The sequence below is a fragment of the Komagataeibacter xylinus genome (genome assembly GCF_031081985.1).
GTDB lineage: Bacteria > Pseudomonadota > Alphaproteobacteria > Acetobacterales > Acetobacteraceae > Komagataeibacter > Komagataeibacter xylinus_E.
In genome coordinates this window covers 82,421-106,214 of record NZ_JARWSK010000009.1, presented here as the reverse complement: position 1 = coordinate 106,214, position 23,794 = coordinate 82,421, and the positions used below count along the sequence as shown (strand labels likewise).

Here is a 23,794-nt window from a genome sequence, read left to right as displayed (position 1 = left end):
TCATAAGCGGTCAGTCGCTCGCGATATGACAGCTCTGGTCGTCATGGCTTTGGTCGTAATCCACGTTCTGGTTGGCAGCATTATCGCCATGCACGATCCGGCGCGGGCGGGCCGGGTCCGCTGACAGCACCGACAGGCTACGATCCAACCCCGCATAGGCCAGCCCCGCCGCCTCAAGCACGCTGGCGGGCATGCTGGCCAGCGTAAACGGCGCATGCACGTTGGCGCGCGCGGCCTGCATGGCCGGGGCGTGGGCGGCCTGCCAGTCAGGCGAGGCCCAGAAATAGAGCGGCACTTCATAGGCTGCGCGCACATCGCCATGCGCGGGAATGCCGCCGGTGCATTCATTCACCCGCACCCCATGGTCCGGCACGTAAAACAGGGCCGATTCCCCCCCATGCGCCTGCAGGCTGGCCTGCACGCGGGCAAGGATGTGGTCGGTATAGGCAATGCTGTTGTCATAGGCGCTGCCCAGATGGGCGAAGCCCGGCGGGGCGCGGTCCGCCGCGTTCTCATGGCTGCCAAACAGGTGCAGCACGATCAGCACCGGCCCCTTCGCCCCGGCAACCGCCTGATCGAACACGGGCAGCATCCGTTCATCAAGCACCGGCCTGCTCATCACGCCACCCTGCACGGTGGTATAGGCGATGTGATGCGCCTGCTCCGAATAGGCGCCGATCACGCTGTCATACGGGCCAAGGCGGGGGTGGTTGCTGATCCACCACGTATCGAACCCCGCCGCGTTGAACACGGATACAAGGTCATGCCCCGGCACGGCCCCCGGCTGCAGCCGGTCATAGCCTGACAGGATGACCGGCACGGCACCCACCGTGTAGTCAAACGGCGTAACCACATTGTCAAAGCGCAGCAGGCCGGGCAGGCGGTCCATTTCCGGCGTGGTGGGCAGGGCGTAGCCAAAGCCATGATGGTGGTCGCGGCGCGCGCTCTCGCCAATGACCAGCACGATCACCTGCCGCGCATCGGTTGCGGGCGGGGTCAGAAAGTGGACCGGCTCATGGCTGATGCGCCGCGCCATGGCGGTCACGCGCCATGTCTCGCGCCTTGCTGCTGCATAGCCGGTCAGCAGGCTCCACGGCCAGGCGCGGTCAAAGCGGGCATGGATGGCCACCAGCGGGTTGTCGGTACCCGCGCGGGTGGGCGGCAGGCTGTGCCACAGCCGCATCACGGGCACCACCAGCATCGTCACCAGCACCGCCACCGCGCCAAGACGCCACCGGGCAGGCCACGGCACCACCGCCCCACGCGGGCGCGATACGTAAAGCGCGGCCAGCCCCGACCAGAACACCGCCCACGCGCACAGCCACGGCAGCACCGGGGCGACATACCCCATCACCACCGGCACCGAGCAGTAGAACAGGATCAGCCATAACGGATAACCCGGCGGCACCCCGCTGATATGGATGTAATACAGCGCGCCGGGCAGCAGCACGACGGCAGGCAGCAAGACCGCCAGCAGCACCCGCCTGCTGTTGAAGGCGAGCGCGATCACCCCCCACAGCATGAGCGCACGCGCAATGCCCTGCAACGCCGTGCAGGCAGGCAGCAATGCCAGGCCAGCCATCAGCCCCAGCAGCACGTCAGGCCAGGCCTGCCGCCATGAGGGCTGCCTGCGCCACAGCGCGCGTGGGGGGAAATGCCAGTTCATGCCGCCTTCATGCCACGGGCGCGAACGGGCGGGTAGACCCGCGCGCAATGGCGGCAAACGGCCACGCGCCGCGGGGCTGGCACGTTTGTGAACGAACCGGCAGGCGGCAATGCTTTTTATCGTCCGGGCACGCGCCTAATAATGCGGGCCGCCGGGAGGGCCCGCGCAGACGGGCGCCACAAGAAAACACCCTTCAAAAAAACCAGATTCAACAAAGGCACACAGACGTACCATGGCAAAGATCAAGGTCAAGAATCCCGTTGTCGAGATGGATGGCGACGAGATGACCCGCATCATCTGGCATTTCATCCGCGAGCGGCTGATCCTGCCCTATCTCGATATCGACCTGAAATATTATGACCTCGGCATCACTCACCGCGACGAAACCGATGACCGCGTGACCGTGGACGCCGCCGAGGCCGTGCGCCGCTACGGCGTGGGCGTGAAATGCGCCACCATTACCCCCGATGAGGACCGGGTGAAGGAGTTTGGCCTCAAAAAGATGTGGCGCTCGCCCAACGGCACCATCCGCAACATCCTTGATGGCACCATCTTCCGCGAGCCGATCATCTGCACCAACGTGCCGCGCCTCGTGCCGCACTGGACCCAGCCCATCGTGATCGGCCGCCATGCCTATGGCGATATCTACCGCGCGGCCGAAACGCGCATTCCCGGCCCCGGCAAGGTCACGCTGCGCTACACGCCCGCCGATGGCGGCCCCGAGCAGGTGCTTGACGTGCATGACTTCAAGGGCCCCGGCGTGGCGCTGGGCATGCACAATACCCGCGCCTCGATCGAGGGGTTTGCCCGCGCCTCGCTGGCCTATGGGCGCGACCGGAAGTTGCCGGTCTACCTGTCCACCAAGAATACCATCCTCAAGGCCTATGACGGCATGTTCAAGGATGTGTTCCAGGAGGTGTACGAGCGCGAGTTCAAGGCCGAGTTTGAAAAGCTGGGCCTGACCTACGAGCACCGCCTGATTGATGACATGGTGGCCTGTGCGCTCAAGTGGAAGGGTGGCTATGTGTGGGCGTGCAAGAACTATGATGGCGACGTGGAAAGCGACATCGTGGCCCAGGGCTTCGGCAGCCTTGGCCTGATGACCTCGGTGCTGCTCAACCCCACGGGCGACGTGGTGGAGGCGGAAGCCGCCCACGGCACCGTGACCCGCCACTTCCGCGAGCACCAGAAGGGGCGACCGACGAGCACCAACCCCATCGCCTCGATCTTTGCGTGGACGCGCGGCCTGGCCTATCGCGGCAAATTCGATGACACGCCCGATGTCACCCACTTCGCCCACACGCTCGAGCGCGCGTGCATCGAGACGGTGGAAGGTGGCCAGATGACCAAGGACCTCGCCCTGCTCGTGGGCAAGGACACCAAATGGCTCGACACCCAGCCTTTCCTTGACGTGCTGGATGAAAAGCTGCGCACGGCGCTGGCCAAGGCATAAAACAGAAGTTCTAGGGTGCCGCCTTTTTTCAAAAAGGCGGCATTCTTTCTGAAGCTTCTTATGCTTTGCAGGAGGTTACTCGCCTTCCTCCAGCGCATGGTCGGCCAGTTCGCCTTCCCACCGGGCGGCCACGGCGGCAGCATAGCCATTGCCCAGCACGTTGGTGGCCGTGCGCGCCATGTCGAGAAAGTGGTCGATGCCCAGGATCAGCGCCAGCCCCGCCTCGGGCAGGCCGAACTGCGGCATGACGGCAGCCAGCGTGACCAAGGCCGCGCGCGGCACGCCCGCAATGCCCTTGCTGCTCAGCATCATCACCAGCACCATCGCGATCTGCTGGCCCACGGGAATGTGGATGCCATAGGCCTGCGCGATGAACAGCGCACCAAAGGACTGGAACAGCACCGAGCCATCAAGGTTGAAGCTGTAGCCTAGCGGCAGCACGAAGCCGCTGATGCGGTCGGGCACGCCAAACAGCTCCAGCCGCTCGACAAGCAGCGGATAGACCGCCTCGCTGCTCGCGGTGGCAAAGCCGAGCAGGATGGGCTGGATCAGCAGCTTCGCCAGCGCGAACACCCGCCTGCCCAGCACGCAGAAGGTCATGGTGGTGAGCAGCACCCACAGCACGCCCAGCGTGCCGTAGAACTTGCACAGGAACACGCCAAACAGGCCCAGAATGCCAACGCCGCTATGGGCCACGCTGCCCATGACCGAGCCGAACACGGCCACGGGGGCGGCATACATCACCATATCGGTCATGCGCAGCATGATGCGGGCGAGTTCGGTCGTCCAGGGCAGGATCATGCGCTGCGCCCCCTTGCCCGCCGCGGGCAGGGCCAGGCCAAACAGCACGGAGAACACCACGATCTGCAAAATGTCGTTGCGGCCCATGGCATCGAAAATGCTGGTGGGCACCACATGCAGCACGAACTCGACCGGATCGAAATGCGCATGCGCCAGCCCCGTATCGCCTGCTGCCGTGGGCACGGTAAAGCCCACGCCGGGCTGGAGCAGGTTGGCGGCGAGCAGGCCGGTCACGAGCGACAGGAAGGAGGCGACGATGAACCACAGCAGGATGCGCCCGCCAATGCGCAGCACCTGCGTGCCATCGCCAAGGCTGCCAATGCCCGACACAAGGGTGGCGAAAACAAGCGGGGCGATGATCATGCGCACGAGCCGCAGGAACAGCCCCGTCAGCAGGGTGGCGCAGCGGGTGGCTGCGTCGATCGCAGCCGGACCCGCCGCATGCAGCCCCAGCCCCACGACCACGCCGAGCAGCAGCGCGACCACAATGGCGCGCGTGCGCCCGCTGGCATTACGTTTTCCGGGCTGGGCCAAATCAAGAATCCTGCTGCCATTAATCAGAAGATAACGCCGGAACTAACGCACGCCCCCCCGGTTTTGCAAGGCGGACACAGGGCACGCCCACGGGTGCAGGCCCTGAAAGCCCTGCCCCGATCCGGCGCACAGGCAGGGGCATGATAAAAAATTCATTGATTATGCATCTACCCACCTACCCTTTTGGGTAGGATGGCGTTATAGGATGACCATCGTGGGTGTATGTACCGCGTCATCTTCTTCCTCACCCCGTGGGGCGCATCCTGGACGGGAAGGAGAGATGAAGCGGACAGACATTCGCGAAGGATGGCGCACCACACCGAAGCAGGCTGGCAACTGGCTGATTCGGGCTGGTCAGTTATCGTGCTGGCTACGTCGCAACCGCGCGCAGTGCAGCAGGATGCAGCGGTGCCGTCCTTTTCAGGCCACCCTTCAGCACTGCTGGGGAAACGATGCCGCGAATCGCATTGTAAAATGCGGGCCGCATCGAGGGAGAGCCATGAGCCTGCAGGCAGGCCTGCCACCGGAGGTGGCGGGCTGGTTTCGTGCGCGCCCGTTTTTGGCAGTTTTTCTTGGTTTTTAATATTGTCTCAATGCATCGGGCATAAAGAAGATCCTGTGCTCAGGGTCTGTCTGATGCATGAAAGATCGGCTTTCGCCACCTGTTACGCAGCGGCTTATTGCTCAACCTGATTACTCGCCTGATGGAATCGTATGCCAGCCTCCCATTCATCCTGCAGCGCAGGCCGTGCCGTAGCATGATGCCCTGCCCGGAAAACCGCTGAAAACAGGCAAATTCCTGGCAGAACAATACGTCCTGCCAGCCCGGTTCACGGACAGGATTCACGCTGAGATATCGTGGCAGGATGATGGCGGTTATCTGTTACTTCAATCACATTACCGTGATAGTAGAGCACCGCATTTGTCGCCTTTAAGGGTATTCAATGCCCTGAAATCAAGGGTTGGAGAGAGTTTTCCCCTATAATATGCATTTATTATGCAATTTATAGAGGTCTGTTTCTGCTTGTTCGCCCCATGCTAGCTATCGGTATGCGCCTGACCCTGCACACTGATTATGCCTTACGTACGCTGTTATACATGGGACTGCATGCCGACAGGCGTGTCTCGATCCATGAGATAGCCAGCGCGTACGACATTTCTGAAAATCATCTGGTGAAAGTCATTCACCGATTGTCCCGCCTCGGGCTGGTTGATGCCCGGCGCGGCCGTGGGGGTGGTCTTGTGCTCGCCCACGCCCCGGAGGATATCCGCATTGGCGATGTCGTGCGCCAGACCGAGGATGACCTGCAACTGGTGCACTGCGTACCGAGCCACCCAGAGGGTAACTGCTGCATCCTCTCTGACATGTGCAAGCTGCGCGGCGTGCTCTCGACGGCACTTGGCGCCTTCATGAGCGTGCTTGATGGCACAACGCTGGCCGACCTGCTGCCGGCGCATGACCGTCCGCACCTGCTGAGCCGCCTGCCCGGCCCGTCACAGATGCAGCAGGTACAGCAACCGCTGGCCAAAAGCGCCTGACCCGAGCGGTCAGGCCGCCTGCGTTCCACCCGCTGCATTTTCCGCCTCGGCCTCACGCAGGGCCTGCGCGGTCAGGCGCTGTTCATTGCGGCGCAGGAATACCGCACTCGCCACAAGCCCCGCCGCCACCGCAATCCCAAGCCCGATACTTGCCGGCCCCGATACCTCCGTGACCTTGCGCCCGAGGTAATACGCCCCCGTGGCATACCCCCCTGCCCAGCACAGCCCGCCCAGCGCATTAAAGATCATGAAGCGCGGCCAGGGCATGTGATTGGCCCCGGCCAGCAACGCCACGAAAACGCGCAGCAGGGCAATGAACCGCCCGAAAAACACGATGCCACTGCCATGATGGCGGAACAGGAAGCGGCCAAGCAGCAGCCTTTGCGGCGTCAGCTTGATGCGGCTGCCATATTTCTGCAGCAGCGGCAGGCCCACGCGGCGCCCGATCATGTAACCGATATTATCGCCAATGACGGCGCCCATCACGGCGGCAAGGGCCACCCAGCGGATATCGAGCCGGTGGGTGGCGGCGCAATAGACGGAGGCGGAAATGATCAGCGTCTCGGCAGGCAGCGGCAGGCCCATGCTCTCCAGCATGACAATGAAGGTAATGACCCCATAGCCATAGTGCTGGAACAGGGATTCGAAATGGTGCAGCAGCGTTCAGTCCTCCGTGCCGGGCAGGTCATCATGATTTCTTAGCGGAACATAGACAGGGCACGCCCGGACCAGATACGCGATACAAAGCCGCAGGGCGCCTGCCCCCCGGCCTGAAATCCGGTCGGTACAATGGGTGAAACAGACGCAAGGCAAAACCGGATTTAACGAATATCTGCCACCCGTTTTTTCAACCATCCGTGAAGATGGCCCATAATACCGGCCCCCGATACGCGATAGCCCCATGTAACCGCGCCACGAATACACGCACACCGGCAAGTCTGGCCCGTATTCCTGTGCGCCTGCCCCTCATCCGCGCAGGCAGAGCTGCGCCTTTACAAGGGCTATGTCATTGCGTGATGTCAGTTCCAGCACCGCATCGTCATAACCCGACAGATCAGGGGCCAGCCAGTCCTGACCGGGGCGGTGGCGATGCATCTTTCACACAACGGCGTGCCGCACACTGCCCGCCACCCGGCTTTTCGAGATCAGGCACACAAGGCCATCACGCCTGCCGTGCTGCTGTTCCCATAACGCAAAAACCGCATCGGAAAACCCGAGGGCGGCGAGCAGCACATGGGTCCGGTACCAGTCTTCCACATGCAGGGAATTGACCCAGCATTCCCGCCCCGTCTCATCAAGCCCTGCGGGCAATGCCACGCGCGTGCGGCAATAGGCCAGGTAGGTACATCCGCCTTCATCCACAATGCCCGCATCCAGCACCGGGGCAAAACGGCGCGCCACGTGCAGCACCGTGCGGGCAGGCACGCGGGCCAGGGCGCGCAGCATCCGCTCATTGGCACGCATGGCTAACGGCGCGCCTAGCGCCGGATCCACTGCCGCCGCTCGGGCGCGCGGCGTTCCCAGCCGCGCCGCTCCAGTTCAGGGGTGCTGGCAGGGGCTGCGGGGTAACCCACGCACAGATAGGCCACGAGTTCGAGTGCGGGGTCCATCTCCAGCACGGCAGCAACCCGGTCGGGATCGATGATCGAGACCCAGCCCACCCCAACCCCTGCCGCAGTCGCCGCCAGCCAGAAGGTATGGATGGCCATGACGGTGGACCAGGTGGTGGTCTGCGGCATGGTTGCCCGCCCCAGTCCGCGCCCCTGGGTGGGGTCGGGGTGCGAGAACACGGCCACATGGTGGGGCGCATCATCCAGCCCGGCCAGTTTCAGCCGCGCGTAGCGCTGGGCATCCGGCCCGTCACGATCGGCCAGGGCGGCTTCGTTGCAGCGGGCAAAATCAGCGCGGACCGCAGCCCGCCGGGCCGCGTCATCCACCCGCACGAAGCGCCACGGCTCGCTTAGCCCGACCGAAGGCGCAAGGCAGGCCGTACGCAGCAGGTCATCGAGCACGGGTTCGGGCACCGGGTCGGGGCGGAAATGGCGCACGTCGCGCCGCCAGCGCAGCAGGTCGCGCAACTGGTCCATGAAGGGGGATGAAAATTCCGGCGCGGTGGTGGTCATGCCTGTTTGTGGTTCATCGCAGCCCGTCTGTCACCCCCAGCCCCTCATCGCCCGCGCCGGGCAGGCCCGTGGCGGTGGGCTGGGCCGGGGGAATGCCTTCCTCCTGGGTTGCGGGCGTGGCGTAGGCGGGGTCTTCACTGAACTGGGCCGAGACTTCCTTGATCTCGTCAAAACTGGCCTTGTACCAGTCCACCTGCGTCATGGTGTGGCTGCGCACGACAAAGCTGAGGAAGGTCGGCTCGGATACGGCATAGCCGTACAGCGCATCGTCCTGCCCCGCCCGGTTACGGAACATGAACCGGCACGTCGCCGCATCGGTATAGCGCAGGAAGGTATGGTAGATGATGGTCGGCACGATCTCGTGCATGGCCTGGCCGATATAATATTCGGGCCGTTTGTTGATGAGATCGGTCGTGGCGTTATCGAGAATGCCCTCATTTTCCAGCGCGGTGGCACTCTGGGCAAAGCGGGCGGGGTTGACGCGCACCGTCACCTCGCAGCGCCGCACGTGATAGGCGGAGGAAACCGTAATGCCGAATTTCTCGTAATCCGGCATTTTGTTGAAGGCGGTTGTCGCCGCCCCGGCCGTGCCCCCATGCGCCAGCATGGCAAGGCCAATCCCCCCCATGCAGTTCAACATGCGCCTGTGCATTGCCATGTGCCTTCCTGTCTGCCCGCGCCATACGGCACGCATGAATATGGCGGCACACCGGGGTATGCCGCCATATACAATATCACAGAACTGGCCTGCCCGCAGGCAGCAGCTTCAGCCGCGGTCCCAGCCGCGCAACGCGAGCAGCGAGGGGCTGCCCTCCATGCCGCTATGGCAGCCCGAGGGCACGGCCACGCTGGGCAGTGTAGAGAGCAGCATCATCCCCTGCTTGCGATAGGCCGCACCCACCCACGCACTCACGCGCTGGCGGAAGGAACGGATCGGGAGGGAAGGGGAAGACGGGGAAAATCCCACGGCGGGGACAGGAGAAAAACTACGCATCAAGGCGTTTCCCGTGAGCCTAGCGGGCGATACTGCCGCATGCTGCTCCTGTTGCTCTACTACGCTGCAACCAACGCCTTGCACATCCGATATTTTCGCAGATTTACGGGCCGATCCATGCTGTTTTCGCAAGGCTTATTCCGGCGGGTGTTGCGCGGAAAATACACCCGCCGGACCCCTGCCATGCTCAGATGCAGCCGACCTGCCAGCCAGCCCGCCATTCCTGCCCCGGCTGAAGGTGAAACACGCCCGGACGGGTGAAAAATTCACCGCTGAAACCCACCGGGCTTGCAATGCCATGCCAGGGTTCGATGCACAGGAAATCACCGCCCGGCTTCATCCACAGGCCCAGATAGGGAAAGCCCTCCCATGTCAGCCGCAGGCCCGGCCCATCGGGGATATGGTAGGTCAGCCCATGGCTGGCCAACTGGTCGAGAATCAGCGCGTCCGGCGCGAACAGGGCCTCGTCAAGCGCCAGCGTGCGGCCCTTGATGGGGGTAGGCAGGGCTTCGGGCAGCAGCAGGCCGCCGTGCAGGCGGCGGATGGGGGCAGGTTCGGGTTCATCAAAAGTAATGACATGCCGGTTCTTGGGCACATCGGGCGCGAGTGGCCAGATGAAGGCCGGGTGCGCGCCAAGCGAGGCTGGCAGCACGCGCGCACTGTCGGGGTTGGTTACGCAGTAGCTCACCGACAGGATGCCATGCGCGATCCGGTATTCGATGACGAGGCTGAAGGCGAAGGGGAACATCGCGCGCGTCCCGTCCGTATCGACAAGTTCGAGGCGGCAGCCGGTCTCGTCGCGTTCAAGCCAGCGGAAGGTGCAGTCGCGCGCAAAGCCATGCTGGGTCATGCGGTAGGGCCTGCCCTCCACGAGGGCGGTATCATCGACCAGCCGCCCCACGATGGGAAACAGCACGGGCGACTGCCGCTGCCACGGCGCGCCACCGCCCCATAGCAGGTCGCGCCCGCCCGCGCGCAGGGCGCATAGTTCGGCCCCCCTGGCATGCACGCTGGCGGCAAGGCGGCCATCGCCAAAACTATGGGTATTCTCTGTCATGCTGGCGGCTCCATCAGGTTTCATGATGGAGCCTACCATGCACGATCAGGGGGCCACCTGCCTATTGGTGTGATGCAGGGCTGGTGGCCGGCGCGGGAGCGGGCGCCGTGGCAGGCTGCTGCGCGGGCAGCGTGGTGCCGGGGTTGAGCCGAATGGTCAGGCGCTCGACCGAGAAGGCAAGCCGCGCGCCGCTGCTTGTGGAAGTGAACTTGATATAGATGCCGTTATTGTTTTCCATAACGGCCCCACCCTTGCCAGCCCCCACCGTGGCCTCGCCCTGAACGGACCAGTACGTGCCCTCGATATCCTGCACGCGGTACAGGTTATAGACGGTGCCCACCGCCTTGGTGCGTGAAAAACCGATGGCGGCTCCCGAACCACCACGGATGCGGAAGGGATAATCATGCCCCTCGAAGGTCAGCACGCCCTTGCCCCATGATACACCCGCCCCGACATCCGCCGCTGAAATGGCAAAGGTGATCGTTCCCGTATGGTCACCAAGCGCATCCGCCGCGCGGGCATGGGCGCATAGCGGACCAAAACCGGACAGGGATATAACAGCCGCGGTGGCGGCCACACATGCTAGGCGCAAAAGCAGACTCCCTGACTTCTGGCGAAATGTATCGCCCGGCTCCATGAAGGATTGGCATGGCTTCCATGCCGTAACGCCAACAGTGCCGCACAAATAGCAGCCATGCAAACCCTATCATGGACTTTATGCCAGGCAGGCCCGCTTTACGGCCTGGCCGGCGGGGTCAGGCGCTCGATCTGGGCGCGCGCCTCGCCATTGGGCAGGGCGGCAGTGTGCAGGTTGACGTAAACCTGCCCGTTCTGCAGCGCCTGCGCCTGCTCGGCCGAGAGCAGCACCGCGCCATGCTGGCCGGATTTGTAGGGGCTGGGAATGGGCACGAGCACGCCCGCCTCCTCGCCTGCCGGGGCGGGGCCATGGAAATGCGCTGCCGTGACCGGGCCGCTCAGGCCGCTCCATGTAATGACATACTTCACAAGGTTGGTGCGCGTGTTCAGCGCCGCTTCGACCTTGCCCTCGGGGTGGGATGTCGCGCCATGTTCCCCTGCAAAATGCCCTTCAAGACGCACGACCGATGCCAGCGCGGGCGAGGCGAAGGCAACACTGGCCACGACAAGGGCTGGCAGGGTGGAAAAACGGATCATCTCTCTGACTCCAGTGCGGGTATGGCCCGCATGCCTTGTTCCGGTTTTTATGGGATACGCGTAACGTGAATGCGTATCACATGCATGAAGCCTGACGCAGCGCAACACAAATCCCTGTAGGGCCATGATGTTGCCAGATACTTAATCCTGATGGCGCTTTTTTCAGATATCCAGCGGGCGGGGCCGCTCCATCCAGCGCATGTCGGGGATGAGCCACCTGGCAAGGCGCCGGTAGCACAGGCTGCGGCGGGGCCATAACAGGCCCGCAAGGCCCGGTGTGGTGACATCGTGATCAGTCATCCTGTCATCCCCTTTACCGTCAAGACACTGCTTGAAAAGGCAGACCCGATAATGCCTTGAAATGATAAAAGTTTGGGGTGCCGCCTTTTTTTAAAAAGATGGCGTTTCTTCGAAGCTTTTTGAAAAAAGCTTCACCAAAAACTTTTATCAAAACGCTGTTTTAAAACGCTCTTTCATGAAGGCACGCGTCACCACGGATGGGAGTCCGAGATGAACCGCCCGGCATCGGTAATCATGCCTATGGCGAAATAACACGCTGCAACACCAAGGAGCATCAGCAGGGCAGGAATGATCATGCGCATGCCTGTGCTGTGCCACCGCGCGCAGCACAGCGCAAGGCTTCAGCCCACCCCCGTGCCGCCCGAGGCCGCATAGACCTGCCCGGTGATGTAGCTTGCCTCGGATGAGGCCAGCAGCACATAGATCGGCGCGATTTCCGCCGGCTGGCCTGCACGGCCCATCGGGGTCTCGCCACCGAAATTGTGGATGTTCTCCTCCGTCTGCCCGCCACTGACCTGCAGCGCGGTCCAGAACGGGCCGGGGGCGACAGCGTTGACGCGAATGCCCTTGTGCACCATCTGCTTGGCCAGCGACTTGACGAAGGCGACAATGGCCCCCTTGGTCGCGGAATAATCCAGCAGGATCTCCGATGGGCTGAACGCATTGACCGAGGCCGTGGCGATGATCGCGCTCCCGCGCGGCATGAGCGGAATGGCGGCCTTGCTCAGGTGGAACAGCGCATAGATATTGGTGCGGAAGGTCTCGTCGAACTGCTCGTCGGTAATATCAAGAATACTGGCCTGATGGCGCTGGCGGCCCGCGTTGCTGACCAGTATGTCCAGCCCACCGAGTTCATCATGCGCGTGCTGGACGAGCTGGGCGCAGTATTTACTGTCACGCAGGTCACCGGGCAGGGCAACCGCCTTGCGCCCGGCCTCGCGAATGAGGGCCACGACTTCACGCGCATCAGGTTCCTCCTGCGGCAGGTAGGCTATGGCCACATCCGCCCCCTCACGGGCATAGGCGATGGCGGCGGCGCGGCCGAGGCCGGAATCCCCGCCTGTAATCAGCGCCTTGCGCCCGGCCAGGCGGCCCGAGCCACGGTAGCTTGTCTCGCCATGGTCGGGGCGCGGGTTCATCTTGCCCGCAAGGCCGGGCCAAGGCTGTGACTGCTCGGGAAAAGGCGGGCGGGGATAGGCGTTTTCCGGGTCGACCAGTGGCGGGCGGGGGGCTGCCATTTCGGCTGCCTGCGCCCGGCCAGAGGCCGCCGCTGCCGTTACAAGACCTGCTGCTGCGGCCAGCACGGTGCGGCGGGAGGAGGCAATATGGCTGTCATCTGGCATGGTGCAGGCTCCGTATCTGTAACAGGGGGCTTGTGACCCCGGGGCTACAGATCAAACAGTGCGCCTGCCGCGCGGTTGCATGCGGAGCGGGTTTTGTGACCGTCCGGTACCAAAACGACTTCGTGGAAATCCTATCGGGTCAATAGGTTGCACATAGAAAGACGCCGCCTTTTTGAAAAAAGGCGGCACCCAGAAACTTTTATCTTTTTCAGGACAGGGCAGCGATGCCCGTGATCTCGACCTTCCATTTCGGGTTGGCCAGGCGGGCTTCCACCGTGGCGCGGGCGGGCTTGCTGGCGGGGTCGAGCCAGGCATCCCATGCGCGGTTCATGGCGGCCATGTCGTTCATGTCGCTCAGGAAGATCTGGACCGAAAGCAGGTTGGCCTTGCTGGTGCCTACCTCGGCAAGGATGGCGTCAATCTGGCGCAGGATGTCGGCGGTCTGGCCTTCGGCATCGAGGTTGTCATCATCGGCGACCTGCCCGGCAAGATGGACAAGGCCACCATGCACGACAGCCCCGGCGAGGCGTTCTTCAGGTTGCAGGCGTTTGATGGTCATGAAACAAATCCCTTATTACTGAGAGTTTTCAAGAATAACACCTTATGAAAATAATAAAAGTTTTTGGGCGTCGCCTTTTTTCAAAAAGGCCGCGTTCTTCTGACGCTTTTATCCTGATCTATGCGCCGCCCTTGCCCGCCCCATCAGGCGGCAGGTGAAAGCGGCGCGTCACATCGAAAAACCGCGCATTCATGTGCAGTTCACGCACCAGTATTTCCAGATAGGCCATGCACCACCCCAGATCGAGGCGGCGCGACAGGTTGGTCTCACCGTCCACCGCGCTGCCTATCTGCGCAAGCGTGGCTGCCACGATGCGGGCCAGCCCCTCCGGCGGGCCGCCCTTCCACGAGCCAAAGGCGGCCAGCGTGCGCTCCACCGCAGCCCCAACGGCAGGTGGCAGGCTGCCGCGGGCCAGCAGGCCGCGCAGGCGGATCAGGTTGAGCCCCACCGTCATGGCCGACAGCACGCCATCCAGATACGCATTGGTCTGCGCATCGGACATGGTGGACGCATGCCGCACCAGCCGCGCAAAGCCGGTGGTGAGCCGGTTCACCCATGCGCCGGGGTCGGGTATGGCGGGGGCAAGGGCAATGCGGCGCAGGTCGCGCACGATCTGGCGGCGCATGCGCCACCGCTCGGCATCAAGGTCAAAGGGCAGCACGAGGCGAAACACCAGCACGCTGCACCCGATACCCAGCACCACCGCGCTGTTGGTATTGAAAAAGGTCAGTTCATCCAGCCGCGACTGGTTGCCCGGATAGACCATGAACGGCAGGAAGTTGTTATAGGGTGCTGCCGTGCCTGCCGTGCGCGCATCGCGCAATGCAAGGCCGCCCACCATCATGGGCAGGAACAGCGAGAGCACCAGCGTCTCCCACACCGCCTGGTCAGGCAGCACCATGAAGGTGATGATGGCCGCAACCAGCACCGACCACACCGCCCCGCGCAGGAAGCCGATGCTGTCGCGCACCGGGTTTTCATTGGCGGCAAAGCGGCTGCAGGTCACCACCACGAACATGGCAAACGTCGCGCCATCGGGCCAGCCGGTACACTCCCATACCAGCCCACCCATCAGCACCGCACCCGCCGAGCGGATGCCGTTATGCCACGCCGCCGTGCGGTCGCGCCATGGCGGGATGGAGAAATGAAAGCGATCATGCGCAGGCGCCACCTGCGTTGCCGCCAGATGCCCCAGCGCCGCATCAAGCCGCACCAGCAGCACGCCAAGCGAGGCGTTGAGGATATAGCCATCAAGATGCTGCTGCCCCGCCGCCCGGCCCGGCGGGGCAGAGCCGGATGCGGCGATGATGTCATTGACAAGCTGCTGGCGGCATTCCGCCCCAAGGTTGCGCAACTGCGCGCGCAGGGCATCAATGGTGGCCAGCGGGTCAGGCCCCGCCATGGCGGCCTGGATGTTGGCAAACAGCGCCTGCGCGCGCGCAAGCGGGGTGACGAAGGCAGGCGGCAGGGCAGCCGTGGCATGCATGCGCGCACTCAGCCCCAGCCCGCGCGACATCACCACCGCAATCGAGGCAAGGGCTGCGCGCGCATGATCGCCCGCATGGGTGCGGTGCTGCATTTCCACCTCGCTGAACTCGATCTGGTCCGATACGGAAAAGACCGAGCCCAGCAGCGTGCGTGACTTGAGGAATGCCCCCTCGCGCCCCTGCATCATGCTGCCGAGCGCCTGCACTGCCTGGCCTATGGCGGCGCCCACCTTCTGGCCGATCTCGCGCCGGGCCACGTCAATCAGGCTAGGGGCGAACACGGCGGCCAGCGCGCTCTCGCACAATATGCCCACAAAGATGTAGGTCGAGCGCGACAGGGCAATGTCGAACACCTGATGCGGCGCATTGGCGGCATTGAGCGCAATCAGCCCGCTGGTAAACGCCATGAGCACCAGCGCATAGGAGTGAAAATTGCGCAGGAACGTGGCCAGCCCGCAGCACACCCCCACCCACAGGGCCAGCACGGGAAACAGCAGCCACGCCGATTGCGGCATGGCGGCAATCAGCGCAACGCCCGCTACTGCGCCAAGGCAGGTGCCCAAAAGCCGCCACCGCGCCTTGGACATGCTCTGCCCGCGTGAATTCTGGGCCACGATCCATGTGGTCATGGGGGCCCATTGCGGGTCGTCCATCTCCATCCACAGCGCCAGCACAAGGGCCAGCAGGGCGGCAATGGTCGTGCGCAGCGCAAAGCCGAAATCCGCAAGGCGCGGGGCGTAAAGCCAACGGAACCGACGCAGGAAGCCATCCGTCATGCCGGGCGCCACAGCCCCCTGCCCCACCTGCCGCGGGCTGGCGCAATGGCCCTATCACGTAATCGTGTCATGCCCTCCCAATGACAATAACGGGGGCACAAATCTACATGTTATAACGTAAATAGTTTTTCATGTTTCCCAGCCCTTTGCCACGCGTTACGGGCGATGGCCCACACCCCGCGCAGGGGCGCGATCAGAACTGGGCGGGTCCGGTTTGAATGGACACATTCAAACTGGTGAAGAGGCGGCGCTAGCGGTGGCGGAACATCTCGTACAGCGCCACGGCGGCCGCGTTGGATACATTGAGGCTTTCCATCTGGCTGCTCATGGCAAGGCCCGCGATTTCATCGCAATGCTCACGCGTCAGCCGCCGCAACCCTGCCCCTTCGGCCCCGAGCACAAGGGCGACCCGGCGCTGGTGGAAGGCCGCGCCATCAAGAACGCCACCCCCCGCATCAAGCCCCACCACCCACAGGCCACGCGCCTTGAGCGCATCAAGCACGCGCGAGAGGTTGACCACGCGGATCAGCGGCACGATCTCGAGCGCGCCCGAGGCCGCGCGCGCGAGCGTGCCAGTCTCGTCAGGGGCATTGCGGTCCTGCATCACCACCGCCACCGCGCCAAAGGCCGCCGCCGAGCGCAGGATGGCACCCACATTGCGCGGATCGGTCACCTGGTCGAGCACCAGCACCGGGCCGGGCTGCTCGAGCACCGTATCAAGATCGGGCGGGGTCAGCATATCGGCCAGCAGCGCCATGCCCTGATGCACGGCGTCAGGACCACACAGCGCATCAAGCTGGGCGCGCTCGGCGCGGACGGCCTGGATGGGAAAGCCGCCTTCAAGCCTTGCTGCCAGGCTCTCCTGCGCTTCCGCCGTGACCAGAAGCTGGCGCAGCTTGCGGGCCGGGTTTTCAAGCGCGGCCTGAACCGCATGCAGGCCATACAGCCAGCACGTGCCGTGCGGTGCCGATGCGGCCCCACGGCCACCCCGCCTGCCGCCCCTTTCGGGTGTGGCGCGGGCGGAAGAAGCGGAATGAGCCCCGGGCGAGGCCCCACGGCGGCGGGGTGTGCGCATGTTCATGATCGCTCTTTAAGCCCAACGCGCACCGGCGTCATTCCCCCAAACGAAAATTGTCGCAAATTTTTCACCCATGCCCTTGACTCACCCCCCTCATACCCCGTATTTACCCGCCCAACCTGGAGGGATGCCCGAGTGGCTAAAGGGGGCGGACTGTAAATCCGCTGGTGTACGCCTACGTTGGTTCGAATCCAACTCCCTCCACCAACTCCCTTTCACATGCAGTAGCATCATGTATCAAAGCGCTGGTTTTCCGGCGCTTTCCGTGTTGCTGCGCTGTGATGCAGACCGGCCATCATTGCCAGGATTTGCCGAACCGGCTTTTTCAGGTAGCCTCCTGATATTATACCGATAAGTTCATGGTGGCCTGATGGCAGATTCCCCGCGCGAAAGAAATATCCCACAACAGATGATCGCCTTATGCCACGACCGCCTGAAGGCAAGGGTCAGCCCGGGTGAATTTGCTGACCACTATATTTCTTTATGGAAAAGCGTGCGTGACAATGGCAATTTCAGCCTAAACCATCAGGATGGCACAACACGCGGGGCATTCGACAAAATCTTTACTGCATCAGTCAGTTATGAACCCATGAAAAAAGACCGGGATGCATACACCATTGGGGCAACGGAACTCGATGCCGTCATAAACAGGGCGCTGCCTGTCATCAAAAAATCCGTGTCCGGTCGGTCATCATGATGAATATGCCCTGACATGGAAAACAATCCGTATAAAGAAATCCAGATGGATGTCTGTAACAGGTTCCATGCGCCTTATTACGATTGCGGGTGGAATCTGAAACTGGGCATATCAAGAAATGTCAGGACCGGGCTGCTCCCCATAAGGGGCGTGCGCACGCCGCCCGAAAACGGCACGAGTGGCTGGTATATCTGGGCCGGGGAGGAAATGTCGCAGGCGGAGGACTTTTTCGTGCCGCTGCATACCCACCATATCCCGCACTGGTGCAAAATCGTCATTCCCTATCTGGGCCTAGCGCCGGGATGGCGCTTTATTGTTACGCCTGATTATGAAGATGTCTGGCATAAGGATAATACAGAAGGATAAAACCTGGCTGCTTTCCAAAAGAAAGCCTCACCAGAAACGTCCTTATGATTTCTGGATGTTTCCCCGGCCAACGTTCCAGACAGTCTCAAAAGGGTGTGAGGCAGCGCGTTTACCCTTAACGCAATGGAAACATGCCGGGGCATCGCACGCTATTTCCCCACGGAGTACCAGAACTGACGGGAAATGCGCCACGATGCCAAGAATACACACCACCCTTGCCCTGGCCATCCTTGGCCTGTCTGCCGCCCTGCCCCTTGTGGCCCATACCCAGTCAGTCGCCTCGGGGCATCGGGACATCCTGCTTCAGGCCGATCATTCATGGAATGGCGTGGCGTACGAACCCTACCCCGCCACGCGCCCCGAACTGACCATGATCCGCCTGACCATTCCCGCCCATACCGCGCTGCCATGGCACACCCACCCCATGCCCAACGCAGGCTACGTGCTTGAAGGGCAGTTGACGATTCATGATCGTGACAGCGGCAGGACTGAAACTTTCCATCAGGGTGAGGCGTTCGCTGAATCCGTCAATGACACCCATCGCGGGGAAACAGGGGATACCCGCACCGTGGTGCTGCTGACCTATGCCGGCACGCCGGGCACGCCCACCTCCGTTCCCGCGAAGGGGGAAAAACCGGAATACTGATCCACCGCCACATTATGCCCCTGTATGTGCAGGTGATGGAACAGTCAAAACGAAACATGAATCGGTAAATACACTACAAAAGCAGGCCATAAAACTGCCGCAATAAAGTTAAAGATACGCCAATGCCCCTTATCGCCTGAAAAACCGCGCATTTCATGCCCCGTCATCATGGGCGTGCCATGCGGCAAAGGACCAGGACCTTGTGGAAAGACGCCATCATGCCAGACATCACACAGATTTCTTCCCCGCTTCTGGAGAAACTGCCGTTGGCGCTGATGATGGCGGACAGCGCGGGTCATGTACTCTATGGCAACGCATGCGCCTGCGCCATGACCGGCTACAGCGCCACGGAACTCGCCGCCACCCGCCTCGGCCGCCTGTTTACCCAGGGCATGCGGCCCGGTGCGGATGCCGCGGCCACGCCGGGCCTGCCGGAACAGGGGACAACACCATCGCACTGCACCACGCTGCGCCGCAGGGATGGGCTGGGCCTGCCCGTGCGCCTGTACCGTGAACATGTAGAATGGGATGGCGTGCCCTATGAACTGATCGCCCTGCATGACCGCACGCACGAGGATCTGGTGCGCGAGCAGGCCGAGATCAGCGCCATGATCGTGCAGGCGACCGACCGGGGCATTGTGGTGCTCGATGCGCAGTACCGCATCACCCATGCCAATGCCGCCATCGCCACCATGCTTGGCGTGGAGCGCGACGCGCTGCACGGCGCGCCGTTTGGCACGCTGCTGGCGGGGGCGGAAAACGATATCGGCACCCTGCGCCAGTTCCGCGCACACCTTGCCCGCCGCACCGGCTTCGAGGTGGATGTGCAGGCCCGTGGCCCGCAGGGCGTGGCGCTGTGGCTGCGCTGCGCGGTCACGCCGCATTACGCGGATGACGGCACGCTGGCCGATATCATCATCATCATCCACGACATCACGCATGACCGGCAGTTGCGCAACCTGCAGCGCGACGTGGTCGAGGCACTGACGGACCAGTTCTCCCTGCGCGAGATGCTTGATTTCATGTGCCGCCGCATCGAACTCATCGCGCCGGACTGCCTGGCCGTGGTCATGCTCAGCAACGGCGGCGTGCTGCATGCCGGTGGCCACGGCGCCATGCCCCTGCCCGTGCTGCAGGCATTCGAGGGGCTGGAGGCCGGCACGGCAGGCGGCGCATGCGGCACGGCCATCGCCACGGCAAAGGAAGTGGAGGTGCCCGATCTTGCGGCGGAGGAGCGCTGGCCCGCCCTGCGCGCGGTCGTGGCCGAGCATGCGCTGGCAGCCGAGTGGGCGGTGCCCGTCATCCTGCGCAATGGCGAGGTTGCGGGCAGCTTCTCGCTCTATTTCCGCACGCCCGGCCAGCCGGGGGCGTGGCACCGGCGCATTGTCAATGCCTGCGTGCATCTGGCCATGCTGGCCATCGAGCAGCAGCGCAGCCGTGAATCCATCATCCGCCTGTCCTATACCGACCGGCTGACCAGCCTGCCCAACCGCCTGTGGCTCAACCGCCGCCTCAACGAACTCGTGGCCCGGCCGCCTGCAACAGCGCTGAGCATCATGGTCATCGACCTCGACCGTTTCCGCAAGATCGTGCAGGCGCTCGGCCAGGGCCGGGCCGACCAGATGCTGCTCGAACTCGCGGGCCGCCTGCGCCACGGCATTGTGGGGCGCGACGTGCTGGTGCGCACGGAGGGCGATGAATTCGTGGTGCTGACCACGCAGGACGCCACCGACATCACGCATCTGGCCGAGCGCATCCTCCACACGCTTGAAGAGCCGTTTACGGTCGATAACATTCCCATCAACATTTCGGGCAGCATTGGCATCAGCACCCATCAGGACGGGCAGGCCGTGGAAGAAACCCTGCGCCAGGCCTATACCGCGCTCGCGCAGGCCAAGAAGGCGGGGCGGTGCTGTTACCGCTTCTTCCACCCTTCCATGAACCGGCAGGCGGAAGATCACATCATCCTCGCCTCCGCCCTGCGCGAGGCCATTGCCGATAACCGGCTGAGCCTTGTCTATCAGCCCCAGGTTGACCTGAGCACGGGCGAACTGCATGGCGTGGAGGCGCTCTCGCGCTGGAACGATGCGGTGCTGGGCATGGTCTCGCCGGGGCGGTTCATTCCCGTGGCGGAGGAAACCGGGCAGATCCGCGCCATTGGCGTGTGGTCGCTGCGGGCGGCGTGCGCGCAGATGGCGCAGTGGATCGCGCACGGCATTCCCGTGCCCACCGTATCGGTCAATGTCTCGGCCATCCAGTTCCAGGACCCTGAACTCGTGGCGCAGCTTGCCACCATCCTGCACGAGACCAACGTGCCGCCCGAACGCCTGATCGTGGAACTGACCGAGACCGCCATGATCGAGAACTTCGAGCAGACGGTGGCCACCGCCCGGGCCATCCGTGAACTGGGCATCGGCCTGTCGATGGATGATTTCGGCACCGGGTATTCCAGCCTGTCCAACCTTGCCAGCCTGCCCATAAGCGAGGTCAAGATCGACCGCAGCTTCATGAACGGCTTTGGCAGCACCGGCAACGTGCGCCAGGTGGTGACCGCCATCATCCGCATCGGCCACACGCTGGGCATGACCGTGGTGGCCGAAGGGGTGGAGGACGCCGCCCAGTGCGCCCAGTTGCGCAACATCGATTGCGACGTGATACAGGGCTATTATTTTGGCCGCCCGATGGATACCGCAGCCCTTGATACATGGATCAGGGAACGCCGGGCCGAGCCTGTGCCAGCAGCCTGAAAACCGGCCTGTGAACCATAGGAAAATTTCCGGTGAAGCTTTTTTCCAAAAAGCTTCATAAAACAGCTGTCTTTTTTAATAAAATTGTTTCCTGTCAATATATTAGATGCCATACCCTTCCCGCAGGCACAAAAAGCCCGCCCGGCGTGCAGGCCCCGGCCACGCACGCATAACCGGGCCTGCGCGCCGCATGGCACGGCCCATGCCTGCACCGGGCGGAGCAGCCGCGCGGTAACACGCTGATCTTGCACATTGATCCGCGCACGGTATAGTCCAGCCCGACAAGTCAATGGTCCCGTGCAAACGGGTGAAAAAGGGAATGCCGTAAGCTTCGGCAGGGTCTTCAGGCCCGGGGGCTCAGTCGGCAACTGTACCCGCAACTGTAGGCGGAGAGTGCTTCATCTGGTGCCATGCCGATGGCAACCACTGGCTCCGGCCGGGAAGGGAGATGGCGTGCAATGACCCGCAAGTCAGGAGACCTGCCATTGTCCTTTAACGATATCGCCGGGCGGGCATGACCGGAGATGGATATGAGACCATGCGCCCTCCGACCTGACATCCCGTATGCCGTACCAGCGATGGGCCTTTGTGTTGGCCTGTCATCTTCTGGCCCTGTAGCGCCAGACCCATCCTGACGGGATGTTTCCACCATGAAATTGCCTATTCTCCTCCCGCGCCGGCGGCGCCTGTCGCGCCTGCTGCTGCTGTCGGGCGCCCTGAGCGGCGCGTATTGCACCGCAGCCCATGCCCAGACCCAGATCGCGCAGGACCGCGCCCGCCTGGGCAACTCCACGCCATTGATCGTGCAGATCGACCCCGCCACGGTGCGCGATTCAGAACGCGCCACCGCCGAAGCGGAGGAAAAAGCCGCGGGTGACGGCGATAAGCTCGACACCAGCGGCAACCTTCTGGGTAATATGTGGGGCGCGCGGCCATGGCTGTACAGGCACGGCATCAGCTTCGACATTCAGGAAGTCGATGAAGTGTGGGGCAACGGCACCGGCGGCACGCCATCGGGCAATGATGGCGCCAGTGGCTCGGGCACGGGACCGTCCTATGATGGCGTGACCATGCCCACGCTTACCGTGGATACCGAAAAGCTGTTCGGGCTGAAGGGCGGCCTGTTCAATGTCAGTGCGTTGCAGACGCGCGGGCGCTCGATCTCGCAGGATCATCTGGCCAATTTCAACCCCGTCAGCGGGTTCGAGGCCGACCGCTCCACCCGCCTGTTCGAACTGTGGTACCAGCAGTCCTTCCTCAAGGGCAAACTTGATGTGAAGATCGGCCAGCAGGATCTTGATACCGAATTCCTGATCAGCGATTACGCCTCGCTCTACCTCAACGCAAACTTTGGCTGGCCCATGGCGCCCTCGGTCAACCTGTATGGCGGCGGCCCGTCCTGGCCGCTGTCGTCGCCTGCCATCCGCATCCGCTACCGACCGAGCGAGAAGTTCACCTTCATGTTTGCCGCAGCCGACGACAACCCGCCGGGCAACCGCTACAACTCCCTGCCCATCCAGCAGGCCACCGGCTCGGCGGCCGGCAGCAACTCCGACCCCACCAGCCAGACCTATAACGGCGCCAACGGCACCAACTTCAACATGGGCACCGGCGCGCTGCTCATCACCGAGCTGCAATACGCGCTGAACCCCCAGCCCGCCGACATGGCGCACGCGACCAAGAACCCCGGCCTGCCGGGCGTGTACAAGCTGGGCGGCTACTACGATACCGCGAAGTTTGCCGACTACCGCTACAACAATCTGGGCCAGGCGCTCGGCAGCCCGAATGACACCACCGGCATCCCGCGCTGGGACCGGGGCAACTGGATGGTGTATGGCATCATCGACCAGATGCTCTGGCGGCCTTCCATCACGTCAGCGCGGTCGCTGGGCCTGTTCGTGCGCGCCACCGGCAATAGCGGCGACCGCAACCTGATCAGCTTCGCCATTGATGCGGGGCTGAACCTCAAGGCCCCGTTCAAGGGCCGCGATAACGACACGATCGGTCTGGGCTGGGGCATTGGCCGGGCCAGTTCGGGCGAGCGCCAGTTCGACCGCAACTCGGCCCTGAGCGCCTACACACCCGTGCAGGGCAATGAAAACCACCTTGAACTGACCTACCAGGCACAGGTCACGCCGTGGATGGTCATGCAGCCTGACTTCCAGTACGTGTGGAACCCCTCGGGCGGCGTGCCCGATTATGGCGTGAGCTACAATCGCCGCGTGGGAAACGAGGCCATTTTTGGCCTGCACAGCAGCATTACGTTCTGATGGGTGACCCCGCCACCCCGCGCATGCGGGGCTGGTCGGGTGCTATCGTGCTGCTGCTCATGGTGCTGCTTTTAGCGCCCGGACGGGCCAATGCTTCCCCTCCCCGCAACAATACATCCCGGTAAAGGCAAAAAGCACAGGGCCGCATTGAAAATTTGTATTCTTGTTACGTCCTCCCCCCGCCC

The 23,794-nt window shown here is 63.1% G+C and carries 24 protein-coding genes, 1 tRNA gene and 1 riboswitch; of the genes, 9 read left to right on the top strand and 16 right to left on the bottom strand.

Annotated features, from left to right (window positions below; all coding sequences use genetic code 11):
- Positions 1 to 10: 10 nt before the first annotated feature.
- A complete protein-coding gene (locus tag QEG70_RS15405; RefSeq protein ID WP_308721417.1) occupies positions 11 to 1,666 on the bottom strand; it encodes a phosphoethanolamine transferase in 1,656 nt (551 codons plus the stop codon).
- 232 nt (positions 1,667 to 1,898) lie between these two features.
- On the opposite strand from QEG70_RS15405, the gene QEG70_RS15400 reads away from it, so the two are divergent.
- Positions 1,899 to 3,119 (top strand): NADP-dependent isocitrate dehydrogenase, encoded by a 1,221-nt coding sequence (locus QEG70_RS15400; protein WP_308721416.1) that lies wholly within the window; start codon positions 1,899 to 1,901, stop codon positions 3,117 to 3,119.
- Positions 3,120 to 3,194: 75 nt separating this feature from the next.
- Here QEG70_RS15400 and QEG70_RS15395 read toward each other — a convergent pair whose 3' ends face one another.
- Positions 3,195 to 4,454, bottom strand: coding sequence for a dicarboxylate/amino acid:cation symporter (locus QEG70_RS15395; RefSeq protein WP_308721415.1), 1,260 nt, complete (start codon positions 4,452 to 4,454; stop codon positions 3,195 to 3,197).
- Positions 4,455 to 5,504: 1,050 nt separating this feature from the next.
- Here QEG70_RS15395 and QEG70_RS15390 point away from each other — a divergent pair.
- Positions 5,505 to 5,993, top strand: a complete 489-nt coding sequence (locus QEG70_RS15390; protein ID WP_308721491.1) for an RrF2 family transcriptional regulator — start codon at positions 5,505 to 5,507, stop codon at positions 5,991 to 5,993.
- A 9-nt stretch (positions 5,994 to 6,002) separates the two neighbouring features.
- On the opposite strand, the gene QEG70_RS15385 is transcribed toward QEG70_RS15390, so the two are convergent.
- From QEG70_RS15385 to rlmB, 14 genes are all read right to left on the bottom strand, one after another.
- On the bottom strand, positions 6,003 to 6,590 hold the full coding sequence (locus QEG70_RS15385; protein ID WP_308721414.1) for a DedA family protein: 588 nt from the start codon (positions 6,588 to 6,590) through the stop codon (positions 6,003 to 6,005).
- A gap of 369 nt (positions 6,591 to 6,959) precedes the next feature.
- The gene (locus tag QEG70_RS15380) at positions 6,960 to 7,088 is read right to left on the bottom strand and encodes a hypothetical protein (RefSeq protein WP_308721413.1); all 129 of its coding nucleotides are present in this window, start codon (positions 7,086 to 7,088) and stop codon (positions 6,960 to 6,962) included.
- A gap of 3 nt (positions 7,089 to 7,091) precedes the next feature.
- On the bottom strand, positions 7,092 to 7,457 hold the full coding sequence (locus QEG70_RS15375; RefSeq protein ID WP_308721412.1) for a hypothetical protein: 366 nt from the start codon (positions 7,455 to 7,457) through the stop codon (positions 7,092 to 7,094).
- Between the two features lie 14 nt (positions 7,458 to 7,471).
- Positions 7,472 to 8,116: a 5,6-dimethylbenzimidazole synthase gene (gene bluB, locus QEG70_RS15370; protein ID WP_308721411.1), complete on the bottom strand. Its 645-nt coding sequence runs from the start codon at positions 8,114 to 8,116 to the stop codon at positions 7,472 to 7,474.
- A gap of 13 nt (positions 8,117 to 8,129) precedes the next feature.
- The gene (locus QEG70_RS15365) at positions 8,130 to 8,774 is read right to left on the bottom strand and encodes a hypothetical protein (RefSeq protein WP_308721410.1); all 645 of its coding nucleotides are present in this window, start codon (positions 8,772 to 8,774) and stop codon (positions 8,130 to 8,132) included.
- Positions 8,775 to 8,882: 108 nt separating this feature from the next.
- Entirely contained in the window at positions 8,883 to 9,110 is a 228-nt protein-coding gene (locus QEG70_RS15360) for a hypothetical protein (protein WP_308721409.1), read from the bottom strand.
- Positions 9,111 to 9,297: 187 nt separating this feature from the next.
- A complete protein-coding gene (locus QEG70_RS15355) occupies positions 9,298 to 10,167 on the bottom strand; it encodes an aldose 1-epimerase family protein (protein WP_308721408.1) in 870 nt (289 codons plus the stop codon).
- Between the two features lie 61 nt (positions 10,168 to 10,228).
- Positions 10,229 to 10,759, bottom strand: a complete 531-nt coding sequence (locus tag QEG70_RS15350; RefSeq protein ID WP_374762616.1) for a hypothetical protein — start codon at positions 10,757 to 10,759, stop codon at positions 10,229 to 10,231.
- Between the two features lie 143 nt (positions 10,760 to 10,902).
- Positions 10,903 to 11,340: a CHRD domain-containing protein gene (locus tag QEG70_RS15345; RefSeq protein WP_308721407.1), complete on the bottom strand. Its 438-nt coding sequence runs from the start codon at positions 11,338 to 11,340 to the stop codon at positions 10,903 to 10,905.
- A gap of 162 nt (positions 11,341 to 11,502) precedes the next feature.
- The gene (locus QEG70_RS15340; protein WP_308721406.1) at positions 11,503 to 11,640 is read right to left on the bottom strand and encodes a hypothetical protein; all 138 of its coding nucleotides are present in this window, start codon (positions 11,638 to 11,640) and stop codon (positions 11,503 to 11,505) included.
- 341 nt (positions 11,641 to 11,981) lie between these two features.
- Positions 11,982 to 12,983 (bottom strand): SDR family oxidoreductase, encoded by a 1,002-nt coding sequence (locus QEG70_RS15335; RefSeq protein WP_308721405.1) that lies wholly within the window; start codon positions 12,981 to 12,983, stop codon positions 11,982 to 11,984.
- Between the two features lie 208 nt (positions 12,984 to 13,191).
- Positions 13,192 to 13,542 carry a RidA family protein gene (locus QEG70_RS15330; RefSeq protein ID WP_308721404.1) on the bottom strand — a complete coding sequence of 117 codons (351 nt, stop codon included), beginning with the start codon at positions 13,540 to 13,542 and terminating at the stop codon, positions 13,192 to 13,194.
- A 118-nt stretch (positions 13,543 to 13,660) separates the two neighbouring features.
- On the bottom strand, positions 13,661 to 15,805 hold the full coding sequence (locus QEG70_RS15325; protein WP_308721403.1) for an FUSC family protein: 2,145 nt from the start codon (positions 15,803 to 15,805) through the stop codon (positions 13,661 to 13,663).
- Between the two features lie 250 nt (positions 15,806 to 16,055).
- On the bottom strand, positions 16,056 to 16,886 hold the full coding sequence (rlmB, locus tag QEG70_RS15320; protein WP_308721402.1) for a 23S rRNA (guanosine(2251)-2'-O)-methyltransferase RlmB: 831 nt from the start codon (positions 16,884 to 16,886) through the stop codon (positions 16,056 to 16,058).
- Between the two features lie 118 nt (positions 16,887 to 17,004).
- On the opposite strand from rlmB, the gene QEG70_RS15315 reads away from it, so the two are divergent.
- From QEG70_RS15315 to QEG70_RS15285, 7 genes are all read left to right on the top strand, one after another.
- Positions 17,005 to 17,090, top strand: a tRNA-Tyr gene (locus tag QEG70_RS15315).
- Positions 17,091 to 17,253: 163 nt separating this feature from the next.
- Entirely contained in the window at positions 17,254 to 17,580 is a 327-nt protein-coding gene (locus QEG70_RS15310; RefSeq protein ID WP_308721401.1) for a colicin immunity domain-containing protein, read from the top strand.
- Positions 17,581 to 17,595: 15 nt separating this feature from the next.
- Positions 17,596 to 17,946, top strand: a complete 351-nt coding sequence (locus tag QEG70_RS15305; RefSeq protein ID WP_308721400.1) for an immunity protein Imm33 domain-containing protein — start codon at positions 17,596 to 17,598, stop codon at positions 17,944 to 17,946.
- A 193-nt stretch (positions 17,947 to 18,139) separates the two neighbouring features.
- On the top strand, positions 18,140 to 18,592 hold the full coding sequence (locus QEG70_RS15300) for a cupin domain-containing protein (protein ID WP_308721399.1): 453 nt from the start codon (positions 18,140 to 18,142) through the stop codon (positions 18,590 to 18,592).
- 218 nt (positions 18,593 to 18,810) lie between these two features.
- A complete protein-coding gene (locus tag QEG70_RS15295) occupies positions 18,811 to 21,339 on the top strand; it encodes an EAL domain-containing protein (protein ID WP_308721398.1) in 2,529 nt (842 codons plus the stop codon).
- A gap of 273 nt (positions 21,340 to 21,612) precedes the next feature.
- Positions 21,613 to 21,840, top strand: a riboswitch (cobalamin riboswitch).
- A 149-nt stretch (positions 21,841 to 21,989) separates the two neighbouring features.
- A complete protein-coding gene (locus QEG70_RS15290; protein ID WP_308721397.1) occupies positions 21,990 to 23,609 on the top strand; it encodes a carbohydrate porin in 1,620 nt (539 codons plus the stop codon).
- Positions 23,609 to 23,734: a hypothetical protein gene (locus QEG70_RS15285; protein WP_308721396.1), complete on the top strand. Its 126-nt coding sequence runs from the start codon at positions 23,609 to 23,611 to the stop codon at positions 23,732 to 23,734. Before QEG70_RS15290 ends, QEG70_RS15285 begins: the two co-directional genes overlap by 1 nt.
- Positions 23,735 to 23,794 lie beyond the last annotated feature (60 nt).

Excerpts from the sequence above, each read along its gene's own strand:
- QEG70_RS15405 (WP_308721417.1), bottom strand. The coding sequence starts at position 1,666 with ATGAACTGGCATTTCCCCCCACGCGCGCTGTGGCGCAGGCAGCCCTCA.
- QEG70_RS15400 (WP_308721416.1), top strand. The coding sequence starts at position 1,899 with ATGGCAAAGATCAAGGTCAAGAATCCCGTTGTCGAGATGGATGGCGAC.
- QEG70_RS15390 (WP_308721491.1), top strand. The coding sequence starts at position 5,505 with ATGCGCCTGACCCTGCACACTGATTATGCCTTACGTACGCTGTTATAC.
- QEG70_RS15385 (WP_308721414.1), bottom strand. The coding sequence starts at position 6,590 with ATGCTGGAGAGCATGGGCCTGCCGCTGCCTGCCGAGACGCTGATCATT.
- QEG70_RS15380 (WP_308721413.1), bottom strand. The coding sequence starts at position 7,088 with ATGCATCGCCACCGCCCCGGTCAGGACTGGCTGGCCCCTGATCTGTCG.
- QEG70_RS15375 (WP_308721412.1), bottom strand. The coding sequence starts at position 7,457 with ATGCGTGCCAATGAGCGGATGCTGCGCGCCCTGGCCCGCGTGCCTGCC.
- bluB (WP_308721411.1), bottom strand. The coding sequence starts at position 8,116 with ATGACCACCACCGCGCCGGAATTTTCATCCCCCTTCATGGACCAGTTG.
- QEG70_RS15365 (WP_308721410.1), bottom strand. The coding sequence starts at position 8,774 with ATGGCAATGCACAGGCGCATGTTGAACTGCATGGGGGGGATTGGCCTT.
- QEG70_RS15360 (WP_308721409.1), bottom strand. The coding sequence starts at position 9,110 with ATGCGTAGTTTTTCTCCTGTCCCCGCCGTGGGATTTTCCCCGTCTTCC.
- QEG70_RS15355 (WP_308721408.1), bottom strand. The coding sequence starts at position 10,167 with ATGACAGAGAATACCCATAGTTTTGGCGATGGCCGCCTTGCCGCCAGC.
- QEG70_RS15345 (WP_308721407.1), bottom strand. The coding sequence starts at position 11,340 with ATGATCCGTTTTTCCACCCTGCCAGCCCTTGTCGTGGCCAGTGTTGCC.
- QEG70_RS15340 (WP_308721406.1), bottom strand. The coding sequence starts at position 11,640 with ATGACTGATCACGATGTCACCACACCGGGCCTTGCGGGCCTGTTATGG.
- QEG70_RS15335 (WP_308721405.1), bottom strand. The coding sequence starts at position 12,983 with ATGCCAGATGACAGCCATATTGCCTCCTCCCGCCGCACCGTGCTGGCC.
- QEG70_RS15330 (WP_308721404.1), bottom strand. The coding sequence starts at position 13,542 with ATGACCATCAAACGCCTGCAACCTGAAGAACGCCTCGCCGGGGCTGTC.
- QEG70_RS15325 (WP_308721403.1), bottom strand. The coding sequence starts at position 15,805 with ATGACGGATGGCTTCCTGCGTCGGTTCCGTTGGCTTTACGCCCCGCGC.
- rlmB (WP_308721402.1), bottom strand. The coding sequence starts at position 16,886 with ATGAACATGCGCACACCCCGCCGCCGTGGGGCCTCGCCCGGGGCTCAT.
- QEG70_RS15310 (WP_308721401.1), top strand. The coding sequence starts at position 17,254 with ATGGCAGATTCCCCGCGCGAAAGAAATATCCCACAACAGATGATCGCC.
- QEG70_RS15305 (WP_308721400.1), top strand. The coding sequence starts at position 17,596 with ATGGAAAACAATCCGTATAAAGAAATCCAGATGGATGTCTGTAACAGG.
- QEG70_RS15300 (WP_308721399.1), top strand. The coding sequence starts at position 18,140 with ATGCCAAGAATACACACCACCCTTGCCCTGGCCATCCTTGGCCTGTCT.
- QEG70_RS15295 (WP_308721398.1), top strand. The coding sequence starts at position 18,811 with ATGCCAGACATCACACAGATTTCTTCCCCGCTTCTGGAGAAACTGCCG.
- QEG70_RS15290 (WP_308721397.1), top strand. The coding sequence starts at position 21,990 with ATGAAATTGCCTATTCTCCTCCCGCGCCGGCGGCGCCTGTCGCGCCTG.
- QEG70_RS15285 (WP_308721396.1), top strand. The coding sequence starts at position 23,609 with ATGGGTGACCCCGCCACCCCGCGCATGCGGGGCTGGTCGGGTGCTATC.